17 protein-coding genes are annotated in these 18,254 nt (G+C 64.3%); 5 read left to right on the top strand and 12 right to left on the bottom strand.

The window, feature by feature from the left end; all coding sequences use genetic code 11:
• Positions 1-49 precede the first annotated feature (49 nt).
• Positions 50-1,441: a transaminase gene (locus NKH04_RS04420; protein ID WP_353044040.1), complete on the bottom strand. Its 1,392-nt coding sequence runs from the start codon at positions 1,439-1,441 to the stop codon at positions 50-52.
• Between the two features lie 158 nt (positions 1,442-1,599).
• On the opposite strand from NKH04_RS04420, the gene NKH04_RS04425 reads away from it, so the two are divergent.
• A complete protein-coding gene (locus NKH04_RS04425) occupies positions 1,600-2,346 on the top strand; it encodes an IclR family transcriptional regulator (protein WP_352817945.1) in 747 nt (248 codons plus the stop codon).
• Positions 2,347-2,639: 293 nt separating this feature from the next.
• Here the strand turns inward: NKH04_RS04425 and NKH04_RS04430 are convergent, their stop codons facing one another.
• Complete coding sequence (locus NKH04_RS04430) at positions 2,640-3,557, bottom strand: LysR family transcriptional regulator (RefSeq protein WP_352817948.1); 918 nt, start codon at positions 3,555-3,557, stop codon at positions 2,640-2,642.
• 501 nt (positions 3,558-4,058) lie between these two features.
• Between NKH04_RS04430 and NKH04_RS04435 the strand changes: the two genes are divergently transcribed.
• Together NKH04_RS04435 and NKH04_RS04440 are read left to right on the top strand one after the other, a co-directional pair.
• Positions 4,059-4,958: an MBL fold metallo-hydrolase gene (locus NKH04_RS04435; RefSeq protein ID WP_352539269.1), complete on the top strand. Its 900-nt coding sequence runs from the start codon at positions 4,059-4,061 to the stop codon at positions 4,956-4,958.
• A gap of 457 nt (positions 4,959-5,415) precedes the next feature.
• A complete protein-coding gene (locus NKH04_RS04440; RefSeq protein WP_352767497.1) occupies positions 5,416-6,363 on the top strand; it encodes a helix-turn-helix domain-containing protein in 948 nt (315 codons plus the stop codon).
• A gap of 148 nt (positions 6,364-6,511) precedes the next feature.
• Here NKH04_RS04440 and NKH04_RS04445 read toward each other — a convergent pair whose 3' ends face one another.
• The 10 genes from NKH04_RS04445 to NKH04_RS04490 form a co-directional block, all read right to left on the bottom strand.
• Positions 6,512-7,498 carry a branched-chain amino acid ABC transporter permease gene (locus tag NKH04_RS04445; protein ID WP_352469659.1) on the bottom strand — a complete coding sequence of 329 codons (987 nt, stop codon included), beginning with the start codon at positions 7,496-7,498 and terminating at the stop codon, positions 6,512-6,514.
• A gap of 5 nt (positions 7,499-7,503) precedes the next feature.
• Positions 7,504-8,400, bottom strand: coding sequence for a branched-chain amino acid ABC transporter permease (locus NKH04_RS04450; RefSeq protein WP_352469658.1), 897 nt, complete (start codon positions 8,398-8,400; stop codon positions 7,504-7,506).
• The gene (locus tag NKH04_RS04455; RefSeq protein ID WP_502893727.1) at positions 8,397-9,125 is read right to left on the bottom strand and encodes an ABC transporter ATP-binding protein; all 729 of its coding nucleotides are present in this window, start codon (positions 9,123-9,125) and stop codon (positions 8,397-8,399) included. Before NKH04_RS04455 ends, NKH04_RS04450 begins: the two co-directional genes overlap by 4 nt.
• A complete protein-coding gene (locus tag NKH04_RS04460; RefSeq protein ID WP_027027454.1) occupies positions 9,106-9,843 on the bottom strand; it encodes an ABC transporter ATP-binding protein in 738 nt (245 codons plus the stop codon). Before NKH04_RS04460 ends, NKH04_RS04455 begins: the two co-directional genes overlap by 20 nt.
• A gap of 140 nt (positions 9,844-9,983) precedes the next feature.
• Positions 9,984-11,192, bottom strand: coding sequence for an amino acid ABC transporter substrate-binding protein (locus NKH04_RS04465; protein WP_352539272.1), 1,209 nt, complete (start codon positions 11,190-11,192; stop codon positions 9,984-9,986).
• Between the two features lie 55 nt (positions 11,193-11,247).
• Positions 11,248-11,637: a nuclear transport factor 2 family protein gene (locus tag NKH04_RS04470; protein WP_352469655.1), complete on the bottom strand. Its 390-nt coding sequence runs from the start codon at positions 11,635-11,637 to the stop codon at positions 11,248-11,250.
• Positions 11,638-11,654: 17 nt separating this feature from the next.
• The gene (locus NKH04_RS04475; protein ID WP_352469654.1) at positions 11,655-12,449 is read right to left on the bottom strand and encodes a MoaF C-terminal domain-containing protein; all 795 of its coding nucleotides are present in this window, start codon (positions 12,447-12,449) and stop codon (positions 11,655-11,657) included.
• A 13-nt stretch (positions 12,450-12,462) separates the two neighbouring features.
• Positions 12,463-13,251 (bottom strand): SDR family NAD(P)-dependent oxidoreductase, encoded by a 789-nt coding sequence (locus tag NKH04_RS04480; protein ID WP_352469653.1) that lies wholly within the window; start codon positions 13,249-13,251, stop codon positions 12,463-12,465.
• 175 nt (positions 13,252-13,426) lie between these two features.
• A complete protein-coding gene (locus tag NKH04_RS04485) occupies positions 13,427-14,008 on the bottom strand; it encodes a YceI family protein (protein WP_352539477.1) in 582 nt (193 codons plus the stop codon).
• Between the two features lie 41 nt (positions 14,009-14,049).
• Entirely contained in the window at positions 14,050-14,943 is an 894-nt protein-coding gene (locus NKH04_RS04490) for a hypothetical protein (RefSeq protein WP_352469651.1), read from the bottom strand.
• Positions 14,944-15,152: 209 nt separating this feature from the next.
• Between NKH04_RS04490 and NKH04_RS04495 the strand changes: the two genes are divergently transcribed.
• Complete coding sequence (locus tag NKH04_RS04495) at positions 15,153-16,655, top strand: aldehyde dehydrogenase family protein (RefSeq protein WP_352817953.1); 1,503 nt, start codon at positions 15,153-15,155, stop codon at positions 16,653-16,655.
• A gap of 4 nt (positions 16,656-16,659) precedes the next feature.
• Positions 16,660-18,249 (top strand): GMC family oxidoreductase, encoded by a 1,590-nt coding sequence (locus tag NKH04_RS04500; protein ID WP_352767508.1) that lies wholly within the window; start codon positions 16,660-16,662, stop codon positions 18,247-18,249.
• Positions 18,250-18,254 lie beyond the last annotated feature (5 nt).

Here is an 18,254-nt window from a genome sequence, read left to right on the forward strand (position 1 = left end):
CGGTCACCAGCGCCACCTTGCCGCTGAGATCGAATGGTTTCGCCATCGCTCAGACGACTCCGGCGCCACGCACGAGATCAATGAAACGGGTGAAGACCTCGGCGTGGCGGTCGACATCGGCCTCGGTCGTCGCCGGACACATCAGGAACATGGTGTGGAAGGGCGTCACCAATATGCCCTCGTTCATGTAGAAGGCGTGCAGCAGCGTCTCGAGATCGCCGCGCCGGCCGGCGATGACGTCGGCGCCGTTCCGCGGCGGATCGGGCATGAACATGATCTCGGCGCGGGCGCCGATCTGCGTCACATGCCACGGCAACTTATTGGCGTTTATGATGCCACGTGCCATCTCCGCCAGCCGCGAGGCTCTGCCGATCATGATTTCGAAGTTGGCGGGCGTGAGCACCTCTTCCAGCACAGCGCGCATCGTGGCTACGGTGAGTGCGTTGCCGGCCAGCGTGCCGCCGATGCCGAGATGCCCCGACTGGCGCACGCGCGGATTGACCATCGGCACGATGGCCCACAACCGCTCGGCGATCGCCTGCGAGACGCCGAAGATGCCGGCCGGAATGCCGCCGGCGATGGCCTTCCCGGCGACCAGAATGCCCGGCTCCAGCCCATGCTCGGACGAATAACCGCCGGGTCCGCTGGAGATCGTATGCGTCTCGTCAATGATCAAGACCGTGCCGGTGCGGCGGGTGATCTCGCGAAGGGCTGCATGAAAGCCATCGGCGACCGGGATCATGCCGAAATTGGTCATCAGCGGCTCCGTCAGCACACAGGCGATGTCGCCGGCCGAGAGTGCCGTTTCGAGCGCAGCGACATCGTTGAACTCGACCACCCTCGATACGGCCGAATGGTCGACCCCGTTGGGATGGATCATGTTGCGCAGGCCGACACGGCCGTCGCGGATCTCGACATGCGCTTCCTCGACGCCGCCGTGATAGCAGCCGGAAAAGACCAGCACCTTGTCGCGGCCGGTGATCATGCGGGCGATGCGGATGGCGCCGCGATTGGCGTCGGTGGCCGAGGTGGTCAGCGTCCAGTAGGGCAGTCCGAAGCGACGATGCAGCTCAGTGCCAACCCACAGGCTGTCCTGCGTCGGCAGCATCATCGTTGTGCCGTTCTGCAACTGGCGGAGCGCGGCGCGCGTCACCGCCTCCGGCGCGTGGCCGCACATGCCGCCAGTGTCGCCAAGGGCGAAGTCGACATAGTCGTGACCGTCGATGTCTCCTATATGGGCGCCGCTGGCCGACGCGGCATAAACCGGGAAGCCGCCGGCCCAGCGCCGCATCCAGTGCGAGGGTCCGCCATAGAGGAAACGCTGCTTGCCCTCTTCCCAGGCCGCCGCTGAGCGCGGATGCGTGTCACTGAAGCGCGCCTGCTCGCGGTCAAGCAGCTCACCAATGGTCGTTGAATGCGAATCGCTTCTGCTGGCAGCCATCACAGCGCTTAACTCTCCCTGCCGCGCGATTATTTTGGGGCGCGCGCGCGTTCCAATCTGGTTCACTATTTGAACCAGCATTTTGTATGTTATAGACTGCAAGGTCGGTCGGCTGCTGTCAAGTTAATTCACATGCGAAGTATCTCGGAGAATCGATAATGAGCACAGTCGGCAAGGCGGTTTCGTTGCTCGAGCTGTTCACGCTCGGCGAACCGGAGATCGGCCTCTCCGACCTCGCCCGCAAGGCCGGTCTCGACAAAGCCACCGTAAGGCGCCTGCTGGTAGCGCTTTCCAACCACCGGCTGATCGAGCAGGAGCCGAAGAGTCGCCGCTACCGGCTGGGCGCCGGCCTGTCGCGGCTGGCCCGCATTCGCGACGCACATTTCCCCTTCGTCCGCGTCGCGGCGCCTGTGGCGCGAGAGCTTTCGCTCGAAACCGGCGAGACCGTGCATCTGTCGGAATTCAGCGCCGGGGCGCTGCTGACCGTCCATGTTGAGCTTTCCACCAAGGCCAACCGCGTCAATGTCGATGTTGGCCAGGTGCTGCCGCTGCACGGCACAGCGTCCGGCGTCGCCTTCCTGGCCGCTTCAAGCCCGGATGTGGTCGGCGCCTATTTCAAAAAGCCGCTGCAGGTGTTCACCCGGCATACGGTGACGCGGCCGGACAAGGTTGTGGAGGCGATACGGCTTGCCGCCACGCGCGGTTACTCTCGCAGCGCACAGGGCTATGAGGAAGGCGTGCACAGCATCGCCGCGGCGATCCTCGGCGCTGACGGCCAGCCGATCGGCACCTTGGCGGTGGCTTCACCCGTCTCACGCGTCGACGACGCGACCGCAGCCACACAGGGCAGGGCAGCAATCAAGGCAGCACGGTTGATCACGGCGCGTCTCACCGGCGAACCTTAGCCTTGCATCTCCGCGACGGATGCATCGGGCATGCCCTTGCGCCATAATCTCGCAAAATCGGGCGGAACGAGCGGCTGCCCTCCGCCCGGATATCCGCAGAGCGAAGACGCTCGCGCAATGCCGCGAGCGGCTCATATAGCCGGCGGTCAGATTTCTGCTGCCCAAAGATCAGTTTCCGATCGGTTCGACCGGCTGGTCGGAACACGCTCAGGGCGTTGGACGGACTTTCTCGAAAGAGGAACTCGGGGCGACTTCGCTGTACACGGTGGCGAGACGACGCCCGCGAGCAGACATCAGCCGTTGCGGAAGAGGTTTCGAGGCCGCTGCCTGCCGTTCTGAGAAAGCATCTCGACGAACCGTGCAACCTTGGGCGGGCGGAACCGGCCGGCCGGATACACGGCGTGGATGCCGCCGGTAGGCAGCGTCCAGGCAGGCAGAATCGGCACCAGCCGGCCAGCCGCCACATGATCGCCGACAAGAAAATCGGGAAGGATCGACATACCGGCGCCCGCTAGGGTTGCCTCCAGCACGGCCGGGGTGCTGTTGATCGTCATGCCGGGCTTCATGCGGACTGTCCGCAGTTCATGATCCCCCCGGGTAAACCGCCACACCAGCGGCTCCTTCAGCGCGACATTCGCGACAAAGGGGAGGCCGGACAGTTCCTCGGGCTCGCTCGGGGACAAGTCTCCGGCTATGTCGGGCGCGGCGACCAGAAATTGCCGGAATGAGCTGATCCGGCGCGCCTGCAGGCTGGAGTCGGTAAGCCAACCTACGCGAATCGAAAGGTCGATCTGGTTGGCGACCAGATCCATCCTGGCGTCCGAGAGGATGAGATCGACCCGGCATGCCGGATAGATTCGACAGAACTCGGCTGCCAGTGGCGCGACGGTGATCGCGCCGTAATCGTTGGACGCGGTGATCCGCAGTACGCCCAACGGCTGAGCATTGGTCTGGGCAAGTTCGGCGAAGGCCTCTTCTGCCTCGCTCAGGATCATCACGCATCGCGCGTGAAGCTGCCGGCCTGCCTCGGTCGGCTCGACCCTGCGCGTCGTGCGCAGCAGCAGGCTTGTCTTCAATTCCGCTTCAAGCCGCGCAACCTGTTGGCTGACGACTGTCTTGTTGACGCCTAGCCGATCGGCCGCGCGAGTGAACGAGCCCATGTCCACCACGGCCGCGAAGTACGCCAGTCTGTTGAGGTTGATCGCTTCCATGCTCGCCTGCTCCGATTGTGCGCTTATACCTCACATTGAATCCAATTCATCGATATTTATCGTCCAATCGAAACGGTCCATCCTTCTGTGCGTCGGGCAACCGGGTCCGCGCAGGAGGAAAAGCAGAGTGACGATCGAGGCTTTTCCCGCAATGGGCCACGTCTACGAGGCTCGCTTCGGCGACCTCGCCTTCCATCTGCAGTTCGATGCCGAGGCACCTTCATGCGCTTGCCTCCGGAGGCGGCCAAGTTCGCCAAGGCGGAGGCCGTCCGCGACCGGGCGCTGGAAGTTCGGCCAAGGGTGTTCATGGTCTGGACCGAGGTTGCCGGGACGACCGTGGGTCCATGTCGGGGACTGCGAGAACGGTATCGTCCACACCACGATCACTCGGCCCTATCTGAGCTTCCTGAATTTATCCGGCGGCTGGACCCGGCCGACTCGATCTCAATATCGCGCGCACCCCGATTTCTTCAGCGCCATCCAATCCGAGAGGACACCCACATGCTTACGAGGAGACAAGTCATGAAAACCACATTTGCCATCAGCGCCGCTGCCGTCTTCGCCCCTGCCGATATCGGCCGTGCGGCTGGAACCGGACTTGCCTGGAAGCATTTCCCGGCCGGCCCAAACGGTTTTTTCCGCGCCCCCGTCCTGCTTTCCGGCGCCACCGAGGCGCTGCTGATCGACGGCGGCTTCACCTATCCGGACGGCCGCGCGCTGGCCGAAGAGATCAAGGCCAGCGGCAAGAAACTGACCACGATCTATGTCAGCCAGTCGGACCCGGACTACTATTTCGGCCTGAAGCCGGTGCGTGAGGCATTCCCCGAGGCCAAGGTCGTCGCCGCCTCGGACACGGTTGCCGCGATCAAGGCGTCGGTCAAGAAGAAGCTCGATGTATGGGGACCCCAACTGAAGGAGAACGGTCCGCAGACGCTGGCCGACATCGTCCTGCCCGATGCGTTTGACGGTCCGTCACTGACTGTGGATGGTGAGACGGTGGAGTTCGTCGCCGCCGAGGGCCTCGCTAATCGCCGCTATCTCTGGGCGCCCTCGCTGAACGCGGTGTTTGGCGGCGTCCTGGTCTTCGCCGGCGTTCATGTTTGGACCGCCGACACCCCGACCAGGGAATCACGCGCGGTCTGGATTGCCAATCTCGACAAGATCGCAGCGCGCAAACCGACCGTCGTCGTGCCGGGGCACATGACGCCTGAGTCGCCGGTCGACATCTCCGCTGTCGAATACACCAAGACCTATCTTCTGGCCTTCGAGCAGGAACTCGCCAAGGCCGCGGACGCCGCGGCGCTGAAGAGCGCGATGGAGGCCCGCTTCCCAGGCCTCGGCATGGGCGTCGCCCTCGACATCGGCTCGAAGGTCGCGAAGGGCGAGATGAAGTGGGGCTGAGATGAGCGCCAATTCGATCTGATCCGGAGGACCTATGAAGGGTCCTCTCCGAGGAGAACGGCGGCGATCTGCTCGCCGTGCTCGCGCGTCCGAAGTCGAATAGACCGAGGCGGAACGCCTTCCCTGTGCCGGCATGGACGCCCTGATGAATGTGTCTTCCAGTGCTTGGCCACCGAGCGGACCGGCTATCGCGCCGACGTCCACGGCTATCTCGCCGACGGCGACCGGGTACCGGCCTTTGAAACGGCTCGACCGCAAGATCGGGCCTTTCCGCACGGCAGCGGCATGGGGCCCTTCAGTAACGCGGACACCAGGATGCCGGCCGACTTCGTCCGGCGCGGCGTGAAGCACCTCCGCCGTTGCGGCAAAGATGCTTATCATGTTAAGGATGACGTGGCGCTGCCGCTGCGTCACAATCCCGCGACAAGACGGGAACAACGAGAATGTGGAGGAGACTATGATCGCCCACCACGTGAGCGTCGCCGACGGCGAGGCTTTCCTATCTGCGTCGCGGATGCTGTTCGGCCCGATCACCCAGCGTTTCTCACGCGGCGAGGCGCCGTCGCTGCCGAAGCTCGTTTCCGTGCATCTCGGCTCCTGCCGGCTTTCCGAGATCAAGGCCAAGTCGCATCTGGTCGTCAGCGACCGTACCTTCTGGCGCAGCTTCGATCCCGACGCGATCAAGATCCTGATGCAGCTCAGCGGTCACAGCCGCTTCGAGCAGCAGGAGGTCGCGGTCGATCTCGGCCCACGCGCTGCGATCATCTATGATCCAATGCGCAGCTATTCGCTGCAAAACCTGTCGGATGTTGACCAGCTCATCCTGCAGGTGCCGCGCTCGACCTTCGGCGACGGGACGCTGGCGCGGCTCTCGGCGCCGGTGCCGTTGCCCGGCAACGACGACAGCCTCACCCATATCGTTTCCGGTCTGATGCAGATGGCGATCGGCACCGCTCACAAGCTCGACGAGGCCGGCTGCCGCCGTGTCGGAGAAAGCTTGATACAACTCGTCAACGGACTGATCCAGGCAAAGCCGACGGCGCCGGACTTCCGCCGCTCGCCGCTGGAAGCGCTGCGCGAACGCATCGTCGCCTATATCGACGCCAACCTGGCGCGCTCAAACCTGTCGGCCGAGGACATAGCCCGCCACATGGGCTGCTCCCGCCGCTATCTGCACCGCGCCTTCGAAGGCGAAGGCACCACACTGGAGCGGTTCGTGTGGGATAGGCGGCTGGAGCGCAGCAAGGAGGAGCTGCTGTCGCCCGCCCGCGCCTCAGCCTCCATCTCGGAAATCGCGTTTGCCTGCGGGTTCAATTCGAGCGCACATTTTTCGCGGGCGTTCAGAAGCAAGTATGACGTGGCGCCGAGAGATTTGCGGGAGCGAGTGCGTATGGTGGTGCATTAGGAAGGTGCTGTTAGCCGTACCTTTATCGGATACAGCAAATTGTTTTGCGCCCGTATGAGGCACATTGTATCCTCACCTTCCATAATTTTTCGAGGGCTCTCACTCCCGACTTGCAGCGCTGACGCTTCAACAGGGCTCTACCCAGACCTCAAGCCGTCCGCGCCCTGCCCGCAAAACTCCGCATCAGCCCCTTCGGCAAGAACAGCATCGCCAAGATGATGGTCAGCCCCGAAATCACCGGGTGGTAATCCGGCACCACTATGCGCGCCAGGTCGAACACCGCGTACATGACGAAGGCGCCGAGGATCGGGCCGAGCAGGGTGCCGGTGCCGCCGACCACCGTCATCATCAGCGGCAAAAGCATCCAGTCGAGGTCGAAGACGGAGTCCGGGCCGACATGGAAGATGTAGTAGGTATAGAGGCTGCCGGCGACGCCGGCGATGAAGGCGCTGCCAGCAAAGGCGGCGACCTTGACCCTCAGCGTGTCGATACCGTTGGCCGAAGCCGCCATCTCGTCATCGCGCACGGCGATCAGCGCCAGGCCGTAGCGCGAGCGCATCAGCAAGCGGATGGCAAGCGCCGTGCCCACCATCAGGCCGAGCCCGACCAGATAGTGCGGCAAGAGCGTATCGAAGGTGCCGGCGGGCGCCACGACGCCGAATGCGCCGCCGGTGAAATCACCACCATTGATGAACATCACCTTGATGATCTCGCCGAAGCCGAGCGTGCCGAGCGCGAAATAGTCGCCGCGCAGCTTTGACAGCAGCGGCAGGCCGATGATGATGGCGGCGACGGCCGCGACCAGCCCGCCCAGCATCATCGTCACCGGGTCGAAATAGTAGATCCGCGGATAGGCGTCATAGAACGTGCCCCAGAGATAATTGCCGCTCCACAGAATGGCGGTGGTGTAGGCGCCGAGCCCGAAGAAGGCATGGTTGCCGAGGCTGATCTGGCCGCCGAAGCCGGCAACGAGGTTCCAGCCTTGCGCCATAGTGGCGTAGATGAAAACGAAGAACAGGAACGAGAAGGCATAAGAATCGATCGCGCCGGGCAGGAGCGGCACCAGCGCGAGGGCAGCGACCACGGCAATTGCGATCCCAATCCAGAATTGTTCCGGCAAGGCTTTCATCATCATGACGCTCAAGCCTTCTTGTAGGGCCGGCTGAACAGGCCTTCCGGCTTGAACATCAGCACCGCCAGGAACACGCCGTAGGCGATGGCGTTGGTCCAGCCGCCCGAGATGAAATACTGCACATAGGCTTCGATCAGGCCGAGGATGATGCCGCCGGCAAGTGCGCCCGCGACATTGCCGATCCCGCCCAGCGCCAGCGCCACCAGCGCCTTGAGGCTGAAGATGAAGCCGGCGAACGGGTTGAACGGGAAAGTCGTCGCCACCGCGACGCCGGCCGCTCCGGCGAGTCCGATGCCGATCGCGAAGGCGACGGCGTTGACGCGGTGCGGGCTGATGCCCATCAGCGTCGCCGCCTCCATGTCCTCGGAGGCCGCGCGCACCGCCTTACCAACCAATGTCTTGCGCAGGAATAGCACCACCAGGCCGGTACCGGCGAGCGCAATCACGAAGCCCATCGAGCGGGTGAAGGAGGTGCGCACGCCCAAAATCTCGATGCCGCTCGCCGTGTAGGAGGTGACGATGGCCGCGGTGTTGCCGCCCCAGATAACCGTCATCAGGTTCTGGATCAGGAACATCAGACCGACCGCGATCAAGAGTGAGATGTTGCGGTCCTCCGCTGCCGCCGCGCGGCGAAACAGGCCTTGGTAGACCAGCCAGCCGACGACGAGCCCGACGGGCACGACGATCAGCAGCGACGCGAAAGGGTCGATGCCGACGCCGTAGAACAGCGCCCGTACGAAATAGGCGGACAGGATGATCATCGCGCCCTGCGCCAGAAAGATCAGCCGCATGGTGCCGAAGATGAGGCTGAGGCCCACCGCCGCAACGCCGTACATGGCGCCGCCCAGCGCGCCGTTGAGCGACAGCTGCAGCAGGATTTCCGGAGGCGGAATGTTCTGCATCATTGCACCTCCAAGACGCCCATATAGGCCTTCTGGATTTCGGGATCGGCGATGAGCTCGGCACCAGTGCCTTGCATGGCAAGCTCGCCGGTTTTCAGCACGAAGGCATAGTCGGCGACCTTCAGTGCCTGATGGATGTTCTGCTCGACCAGGAGGATGGTGACGCCCTGCTTGTGCAAGGTCTCGATCAGCGCGAACATCTGCTGCACCACGATCGGGCTGAGCCCCAGCGACGGCTCATCGAGGATGAGCAGCGACGGGTCCGACATGGTGGCGCGCGCGATCGCCAGCATCTGCTGCTCGCCGCCGGAGAGCGAACCGGCCTTCTGCCCTGCCCGCTCCTTTAGCCGCGGAAACAGCGTGTAGGCTTTCTCCAGCGACTGCTTGAAGCGCTTCCGCACCTTGGGTTGGAAGGCGCCGAGCTCGAGGTTTTCCAGCACGGTCATCTGCCGGAACAGGCCGCGCCCTTCCGGTACATGCGCGATGCCCATCGCCGCGATCTCCTCCGGCGCCTTGCCGGCCAGCGGCGCGCCGGAGAGGAAGATCTCGCCGCGCTTCGGCTTCAGCAGACCGGAGATGGTCTTCAGCAGCGTCGTCTTGCCCGCGCCGTTGGCGCCGACAATGGCGACGATGCTGCCGGCGTCGACGTGGATCGACACGCCCCACAGCGCTCCGACGTCGCCATAGGCGACTTCCAGATTGGTGACGTCAAGCAGCCGGTTCGCCAAGATAGGCCTCTATCACTTTGCGGTTGGCGACGATCTCGCGCGGCGTGCCGTCGGCGATCTTCTCGCCATGGTCCAGCACGATCACCCGGCTGCATACCTTCATGATGGCATCGACCTTGTGCTCTACCCACAGGATCGAGACCCCCTTGTCTGTGCGCACGCGGCGGATGACATCGACCGTGCGCTGGATCTCGGTCGGGTTCAGCCCCGCCATCGGTTCGTCCAGCAACAGCAGCCCCGGGCTGGAGGCAACGGCTCGCGCGATCTCCAGCAGCCGCCGGTCGGACAACGTCATATGCGCGGTGCGGACATCGCGCTTGGCGGTCAACCCGACCAGTTCAAGTGCCTCCTCGGCGGCTGCCGTCGCATGCTTGACGCGGCCGCCCGAGCCATAGACGGCACCTACCATGATGTTCTCGAAGGCCGTCATGGTCAGGAACGTGCGCACCAGCTGGAAGGTGCGGGCAATGCCGAGCCGGCAGATGCGATGCGGGGCCGTGCCGGTGATGTCCTCGCCACGGAAGCGGATACGGCCCTGGGTTGGGGTGTAGAGCGCGGTAATTACGTTGAACAGTGTCGACTTGCCGGCGCCGTTGGGACCGATCAGCCCGATCAGCTCATTGGCTCCGACGGCGATGTCGATGTTGTTGAGCACGACAAGCCCGCCGAACCGCTTCTGGATCGCCTCGAGGCGAAGCAAGGTTTCGTCAGGCTGCATCGTGTGTTTCCGTTTCTCGAGGGGAAGCTATCCGCGCAATCTATCGAGGTCAGCGCCGCCCTCATCGCCCTGCCGGCCTTCTCCCCGAGTAGGACGGGGAGAAGGGCAGGCGGCAACGTCGGAGCCCGTGCCCTCGCCGCTCAGCGCTTGTCCCAGGCCGGCGCCGGCTTGTAGGTCCAGTTGCCATTCGGGAAGATCAGCTGGTGCTTGCCTTGCCACCATTGCGTGGCAACGCTGGGGATCAGCGCAAAGCCGGTCTGGTCGAATTTGAGATCGCCGACGACGGTGTCCTTGAATTCCTGGTTGAAGACCGCGTCATGCAGCGCGGCGGCATCGGTGGTTCCCGCCTTTTCGATCGCCTGCGCCAGCACCTGCGCATTAGCGTAGAAGGCGCCGACTGTGACGGAGTCCTTCTTGAATTCGGCCTCGTAGCGATCGCCGAGTTCCTTGGCGCCGCGATAGGGATAGCTCGACGACCAGAAACCGTCGGTCATGATGTAGTCCGAATCCGCTCCGAGCGCTTCGTGGAACTCGCCCGTCCAGGTGCCCTTCCAGCCATGCAGATAAGGCACGGAGAAGCCGAGCTCCTTCATCTGGCGCAGCAGCGTCACCGTGTCGGCCGGCGAGCCGAACACCAGCATGGCGTCGACATTGGCGGCCTTGAGCTTGGTGATCAGCGCCGAATAGTCGGTGGCCCCGATCGCCCAGGGATCGTCGACCGCGAAAGTGTAGCCATATTTCTTGGCCGCCGCCTCGAAGGCGCCGCCAAAGCCCTTGCCGTCGGGCGAATCCTCGGTGACAAGTGCCGGGTTCTTCGGCTTCTCATTGGCCGGCAGCTTGTTCCAGATCTCGAATGGCACCTCGGCGCCCGGCCCCGGGTGGAAGAAGAAGAGGGCCGAGTATTTGAGCTTCAACGGCTGCCACTCGAACGGGAACGCCGTCGTGATCATGTAGAACTTCTTGTATTTCTCGGCGACGATGGCACCGGCGATGTTCATCGGCCCGGAATGGGTCGATAGCAGCGCGTCGACCTTCTGCACCTTGATGAGGTTTTCCAGCGCCGAGGCGACCTTGCCTTCCGAGCTTTCGTCGTCGGCGACGACGAGGCGCACCGGCAGCTTCTTGCCGGCCGACTTGAGCATGATGCCGCCGGCCTTGTTGATGTCGGCCACCGCTTGCTCATAGGCCCATTTCTGCTCCTTGCCGTCGCCGGCCAGCGGCCCGGTCAAGGAGATCGGAGCGCCGATGACGATCTCGTCGCCGGCGGCATTCGCGACTCCTGTGCCGCCGGCCGCAAGTGCGGTCGACAGCACCAGGCCCGCCAGCATTGCCTTCAGATTGTTTCCCATTGCATCCTCCCAGGTTGTTTCATCGGCCGGACGCATCGGCGCCCGCCCGCATGCCTCAGACCGTCGCTGCCGCGACCAGCCTGGTATCGGTGAACTGCTCGAAACTCACGGCTTTACCGTCGTCCATCTCCCAGACATGGACGACGCGCGCCGACATTTGCTTGCCGGTCTTCCTGTAGGTGCCCGAATAGGTGCCGATGCCGACGATGGTGGCGCCGCCGTCGACCAGTCTTTCGAGCTTCAGCGTGTAGCCGTCCCACTCCTCGCCGATGCGCTTGAAGACCCCCGCTATGATGGCGTCGGGGCCGACATAGGTGCCGGCATAGGGGAAGCCCGCCATTTCGGTCCAGGCGGTGCGGCTGGTGATTGGCGCCATCATCGCAGATAGGTCCTTGGCATCGGAACCGGCGTAATGGGCCTTGATCGCTTCGTAGTTCTTGTTCATCGCGTTCTCCCGCGCGGTCAGACCGGCGCCTTGCCTTCGTCGTAGACGGTTCTGGATTTCTTCTCGATGTGAGCGCCGGCCGGCTTGTTCTCGACCTTGCCCAGGCTGGTCACGCCGAGGAATTTCCCGGTCGAGCGCATGACGTCCCAATTGTAGAAGAACAGCGAGGCGACCGGGATGATGAACTCGCGGAAGCCGAACACATATTGGTTGTCGGCAAACTTCCAGGTGGTCGCCAGGTCGACGTCGCCATGGCCACGCTGGATGCCGACGAGGTTCTGCCAGGCATAGCGCTCGGAGCTTAGATAGATGTGCTCGTAGACGTGGTTGGGGCTGTATGTGTAGTGCGCGGTGAGCCCGATCAGGTCCCGGGTCGGCGCCGGCTTGATACCGGTCGGCGCGTTGCTGGGATCCCCGAGCACGCCGGCCGACCAGGTCTGCGCGACGCGCGGCTCGCCGGGCGCTTCGCCTGCTTCACGCACCCGTTCGCGCACCGACAGCACCCGGCGCGTGCTTGTGTTGACGATGTAGGCCTCATCCTCGGTCGGCCGGGCGGCGAAAGTCATGTTGATGAAGAACACGTTGGCGGCGACTTCGAGCGCCTCGTACCAGTCCGCGCCGGCCTCGCTGCCCTCGCTCCACGCCACCGTGTCGGGCGACGTGAAGGCAAGGTCGATTGTGCGCCCCGTGTCGAGCGTGATCTTGAAGGTCTGGCCGCGCAACGCTGATGTCGTCGCCAGCCGGTTGGTGGCGATGCCGGCGGCGAAATCGTCGAAATGCTTCCAGTCCGCCGGCCTGTTCTGGTCGTTCATCGCACTCCCCCAATCAATCGACAAAAGCTAATGTCGGCAGGTCGACGACGGTGGCGCCGCCATCGACGGTCAGGATCGAACCGTTCATCATGGCCGCCTCGCTCGAAGCGACGAAGCAGACGACGTTGGAAACCTCTTCCGGTGTCGCCGGCCGGCCGAGCGGGACGTCCCTGGTCACCAGCCGGTAGGCATCGTCGATCGAGCCAAGTCCGTGCTTCTCGACGATCACCGCCATCTGTTCGTCGGCCATGTCGGTCGAGACCCAACCCGGGCAGATGATGTTGGTGCGCACGCCCTTGCGGCCATAGTCGCGCGCCAGCGATTTGCCGAAGCCGATGCAGGCATGCTTCATGGTGACGTAGCCGGCGGCGTCCGGGCCGGCAAACAGGCCGGCGATCGAGGCAACGACGACGATGTTGCCCTTCCGCGCGATCAGGTCCGGCAGGCATTCGCGGGCGCAGACGAAAGCGGTGTCGAGATTGGTGCGCGTCGCCAGGCTCCAGGTTTCGTCGCTCATCGAAATCGTCGGGCCGACACCATGGCCGCCGGCATTGGCGACGAGGATGTCGACAGGTCCGATTTTTTCATGCACTTCGGCAAGCGCCGCACGCACCGCCTTCGGATCGGCGGCATCGCCCTGCACCACCAGACCGCCAATATCCTTGGTCACAGCTTCCAGCGGCTCGCGCCGCCGGCCCATCAGGACCACCTTGGCGCCGTCGGCCGCCATGCGCCTGGCCACCGCCGCGCCGATCCCGGTGCCGCCGCCGGTAATGAAAGCCGTCTTTCCCGAAAATCGCATTGTTCCATCCCGATTGGTAAGCGCGCCGGCTATGTGCCGATCTTCGCTGGGAATAATGCGGCACGGGCCAATCTGCGTCTTGTCCGAGCGAGAACTTTGTTTTGACTGAGTGCGCACTTTGCGCCCTGTCCGATGAAGTGCCGCGCGACCTTGCGCGCGGCACTCGCTCGCCGGATTACTTTTTCACCGCTTCCAAATCCATGACGATGTCGACATCCGGGCCAAGGCCGAAGCCGGCCGCGGCCTTGGCCATCGGGAAGTCGGCCGTACTGACCTTGCCTGTGGCGCTGAACGCCGCCTTGGTCAGCGTCGCATCCCACGGCGCCGGCGCCTCGTTGATCAGCGTCACGTCGAGGGTGATCTCTTTGGACACACCGCTGATGGTGAGATTGCCGGTGACCTTGCCGGTCTTGTCGCTGACCTTCTCTACCTTGGTGCTTTCGAAGGAGATCGCCGGGAATTCGGCGGCGTTGAAGAAGTCGGGGCCTTTCAAATCGCTGTCGCGCTGGTCATAGGCGGTGTGCACCGAGCCGACATCGATCTCGGCCTTGACGCTGCTTTTCGATGGATCGGCCTTGTCCATCACGATGGCGCCCTTCACCGCATCGAACTGGCCATGCGCGATGCCGTAGATGCCGTGTTTTATGGTGAAGGTGATCCAGGCGTGCTGGCCGTCGATCTCGTAAGTGTCGGCATGTGCTGCCGATGCGAATGCGCACACCGAGGCAAAGGCCAACGCGGCCGTCAGTTTTCTCATCGTCACGTAACTCTCCCCATTGTTGGTTGTCGTTCTTTGGCTCAGGAAAAGCCGAGGGCGGCTCCATGCGGCGCCCATAGGATCGCCGTCAGGATGGCCAATATCGCCGGTGTGGCGATCAGCAGACCGGCAATCGGCGGCCGCAACGGCCGGACGCCGGGAACAAGGCCCCGCAGCGGACCGGGCATCAGCATGGCCACGATCAGCGGCAAGGATGAAAGCACCAGCGCGACCGGATTAGCCTTCGGCGCCAGCAGCGCGACCTGGATCTGCACGGTGGCTGCGGCGTAGATAAGCAGCAGTTCAGTGCCCTTGCTCCAGGCAACGGCGGAGCCTCCGCGCAGCACTGTGATGTACTGGACAAGACACCAGCCGCCGGCGAGCGCGGCAAGCGATCCCAGCAATTGCCCGGTGACGATCGAGGCGCCAAGCACCGAGATGATGGCGCCGGCCAGGCAAAAAGCGAGCATCGCCGCCGGCACCAGGAACGGCGCTTCGGCGGACGACGATGGCGAGGACCGCGCCGACAGCAGCATCGCGGCGCCGACGATCGCCAACAGGCCGGCGATGAGGGCGGCGACCATCTGCAGGTCGAGTGAACCGCCGGCCAGGCGGCGCCAGCCAAGCCACAGCAAGGCTACCGCAAGCGCGGCGGCGACAAGCTTGCCCGCAACGGCAGCGCTCAACAGGCGTTCGGGCAACAGGCCCACGACGATGCCGCCAGAGGCGAGATAGATCAGCTTCTGGCTGGCGGCGACCGGCGGCACCACAGGCGGCCCGAGCGTGTCCCAATAGAAGAACAAAATCAAAGCGGCCCACAGCAGAGAAAGCACTGATCCCGGCAGTGCGACCCTTGCCAACAGCGCCATCACCGTGCCGAGCGCGAGTGGCAGCGCAGCAGTGGTGACCATCGGATTGCCCAGCAACGCACTCAATCGTCGACACCTCTTTGACAACCGGGAAGCCTGCGCAAAACACGCTGCTCGATGCGACTTTGGTCTAGGCCAGTCGACTGCGGGGCGTCTTGTCCAAGCGGGAACTTTGTTTTGACTGAGCGTGCACTGGCACCATCAGCCGCTTGAAGCCAGCCGACACGCTCCATAACCCTGATGCAACGTGTTCACCAGCAATCGAGGAGGATGGCGTGAACGAGAGAACCGTGCCGCCGATCAGCACTGCTGCCGCCGCTTTCCTGGCGCGTCCGCACCGGCCCTTCATCAATGGACGCTTTGTTGACGGCTTGGCGGGAAATGGCCTCGCTGTCGATGATTCCGCCTCCGGCGAGATCGTCGCGCATGTGCCCGAGAGCGGTCCCGAACTGGTCGACCAGGCGGTGCGTGCTGCGCGTGCAGCCCTTGAAGGCCCGTGGGCCTCAATGCGGCCGGTCGACCGCCAGAACCTGATGCTGAAGCTCGCCGACGCCATCGAGGCCGATGCCGATCTCTTGGCCGAGATCGAAAGCATCGAGAACGGCAAGTCGCTAGGTGTCGCCCGCATGCTTAGCGCCGGCGGCAGCGTCGACTGGCTGCGCTATTATGCCGGGTGGGCGACCAAGATCGAGGGCTCGACCTTCCAGGTGTCCATTCCGGTGCCGCCTGGCGCCAGGCATCAAGCGATGACCATAATGGAACCGGTCGGCGTCGTCGGCGCCATCGTGCCGTGGAATTTCCCGTTGCTGATCGGCATGTGGAAGATCGCGCCGGCGCTCGCCTGCGGCTGCACCGTGGTGTTGAAGCCGCCGCAGGAGACGCCGCTCGGCCTGCTCAGGCTCGCAGAACTGATCAAGGCGTCAGGCTTCCCGCCCGGCGTCATCAACATCGTGACCGGCAGCGGCAGCGTCACCGGCGAGGCGCTGATCCGTCATCCCGGCATCGACAAATTGACCTTCACCGGTTCGACGGAAGTGGGAAAGCGCGTCGGCCACGCGGCCGTCGACCGCGTCGCCCGCTTCACGCTGGAGCTCGGGTCGAAATCGCCGATGATCCTGCTTGCCGACATGGAAGAAGGTATTGAGCCCCTGGTCGCCGGGCTCGGCATGTTTTTCAACCAGGGCCAGGTCTGCACCTCGGCCTCGCGGCTGCTGATCGAAAAGTCTATCTATGACCGCACGCTGGCGCGGCTGGCCGAGATCGCCGATGGCATGACACTGGGCGCCGGCCGCGATGCCGAAGCCCAGATCAACCCACTGGTCTCGGCCAAGCATCGAAGGAGCGTCGAGGGCTTTGTCGAGCGCAGCCTGGCGGCCGGCGGCGAACGCGTCAGCGGCGCGCGGTCGGTACCGGCCAGGGGCCATTATGTCGCGCCGACCATCCTGCACAATATCAGGCCCGACATGGAGATCGCGCGTGAGGAGGTGTTCGGTCCGGTGGTAGCGGCGATGCCGGTCGCCGATCTCGACGAGGCGATCCATATCGCCAACGACACGCGCTATGGCCTGTCGGCCTCGATCTGGACCCGCGACATGGGCAAGGCGATGACCGCCGTCCACGGCCTCAAGGCCGGCACGGTGTGGGTCAATTCGCATAACACGCTGGACCCTGCGGCACCCTTCGGCGGCTTCAAGCAGTCCGGCATCGGCCGCGAACACGGCCGCGCGGCGATCGACGGCTATCTCGAGACCAAGACCGTCATCATGCGCTACGCCTGACGCCATGAACGCTGCGTACGACTACATCATCGCCGGCGCCGGCTCGGCCGGCTGCACGCTGGCCAACCGCTTGGTCAATACCGGCAAGCGCGTGTTGATCGTCGAAGCCGGGCCGGCCGACAATTCGCGCTTCATCGACATGCCCGCCACCTTCGCCAAGGTGATCGGCACGGCGCGCAGCTGGATCTACGAATCCGATCCCGAACCCAGCGTCGGCGGCCGCCGGCTACCGGTGCCGCAGGGCCGCACGCTGGGCGGCGGGTCGTCGATCAATGCCATGCTCTATGTCAGGGGCCAGCCGCAGGACTATGATGACTGGCGCGACCTTGGCTGTCCCGGCTGGGGCTGGGACGAGGTGCTGCCGGTGTTCAGGCGGCTGGAGCGCAACGAGCGGCTGGCCGGCGATCGCCACGGCACCACCGGACCGCTGCCCGTCTCCGATCCCCGCCATCGCCATCCGCTGTCTCTGGCCTATGTCAGGGCCGCGCAACAGGCCGGCTATCCCTTCAATGACGACTTCAACGGGGACAGGCAGGAAGGCGTCGGCTTTTACCAGACGACGACCGCGAATGGCGAAAGACAATCGGCGGCAAAGGTGTTCCTGAAGCCGTTGGCAGGCAATGCCAACCTCACCGTCGTCACCGATGCGCTTGTCACCGGCGTGACATTGGAAAACGGTGCGGCAAGCGGCCTCGCCTACACCACATCGGACGGACAGACCCATACAGCGACGGCGGAAGCCGAAGTGATCCTCACATCAGGCGCGCTGGCGACGCCGAAGCTGATGATGCTGTCGGGACTGGGGCCAGCCGAACATCTGACCGCGCTGGGCATTCCCGTCATCCGCGACATGCCCGCGGTCGGCCGCGACCTGCAGGATCACGTCGCGGCTCCCGTCTATGCGCTGACGCGCCAGCCGATCTCGCTGCTTGGTGAGGACCGTGGCCTGCGGGCGCTGCGCCACGGCCTGCAGTACCTCATGTTCCGCACCGGCCTGCTCACCTCGAATGTGGTCGAGAGCGGCGGCTTCTTCGACGCCGATGGCGATGGCCGTCCCGATATCCAGTTCCACGTCCTGCCGGTGATGATCGAGAGCGCCGAACACGGCTCGATCGAGCGGCACGGCATGGAGATCAATCCTTGTGTGCTCAGGCCGAAGTCGCGCGGCACGGTCAGGCTGCGCTCGCGCGATGCGGCCGATCCGATCCGCTTCACCACCGGCTTCCTGTCCGATCCGGACGATCTCGCCTTGCTGCTGGCCGGCATGAAGATCGCCCGCACCATCCTGCGCCAGCCGGCGCTGCAGGCCATGGTGGCGGAGGAGCTTTCGCCGGGCGCGGCCGCGGATCTTCCTGACCAGGCGATCGTCGGCCACATCCTCGAACACGCCAAGACGGTCTACCACCCATCGGGAACCTGCCGGATGGGCAATGACGACAGTGCCGTGGTCGATCCGCGGTTGCGCGTCCGCGGCGTGCCGCGCCTGCGGATCTGCGATGCCTCGGTCATGCCCAGGCTCATCAGTGGCAACACCAACGCGCCGGTGATCATGATCGCCGACCGCTGTGCCGATTTCATCCTCGGCAGCGCTTAGCGAGA

Origin of the sequence: Mesorhizobium sp. M1365, assembly GCF_040317865.1 — a bacterium.
Taxonomy (GTDB): Bacteria; Pseudomonadota; Alphaproteobacteria; order Rhizobiales; family Rhizobiaceae; genus Mesorhizobium.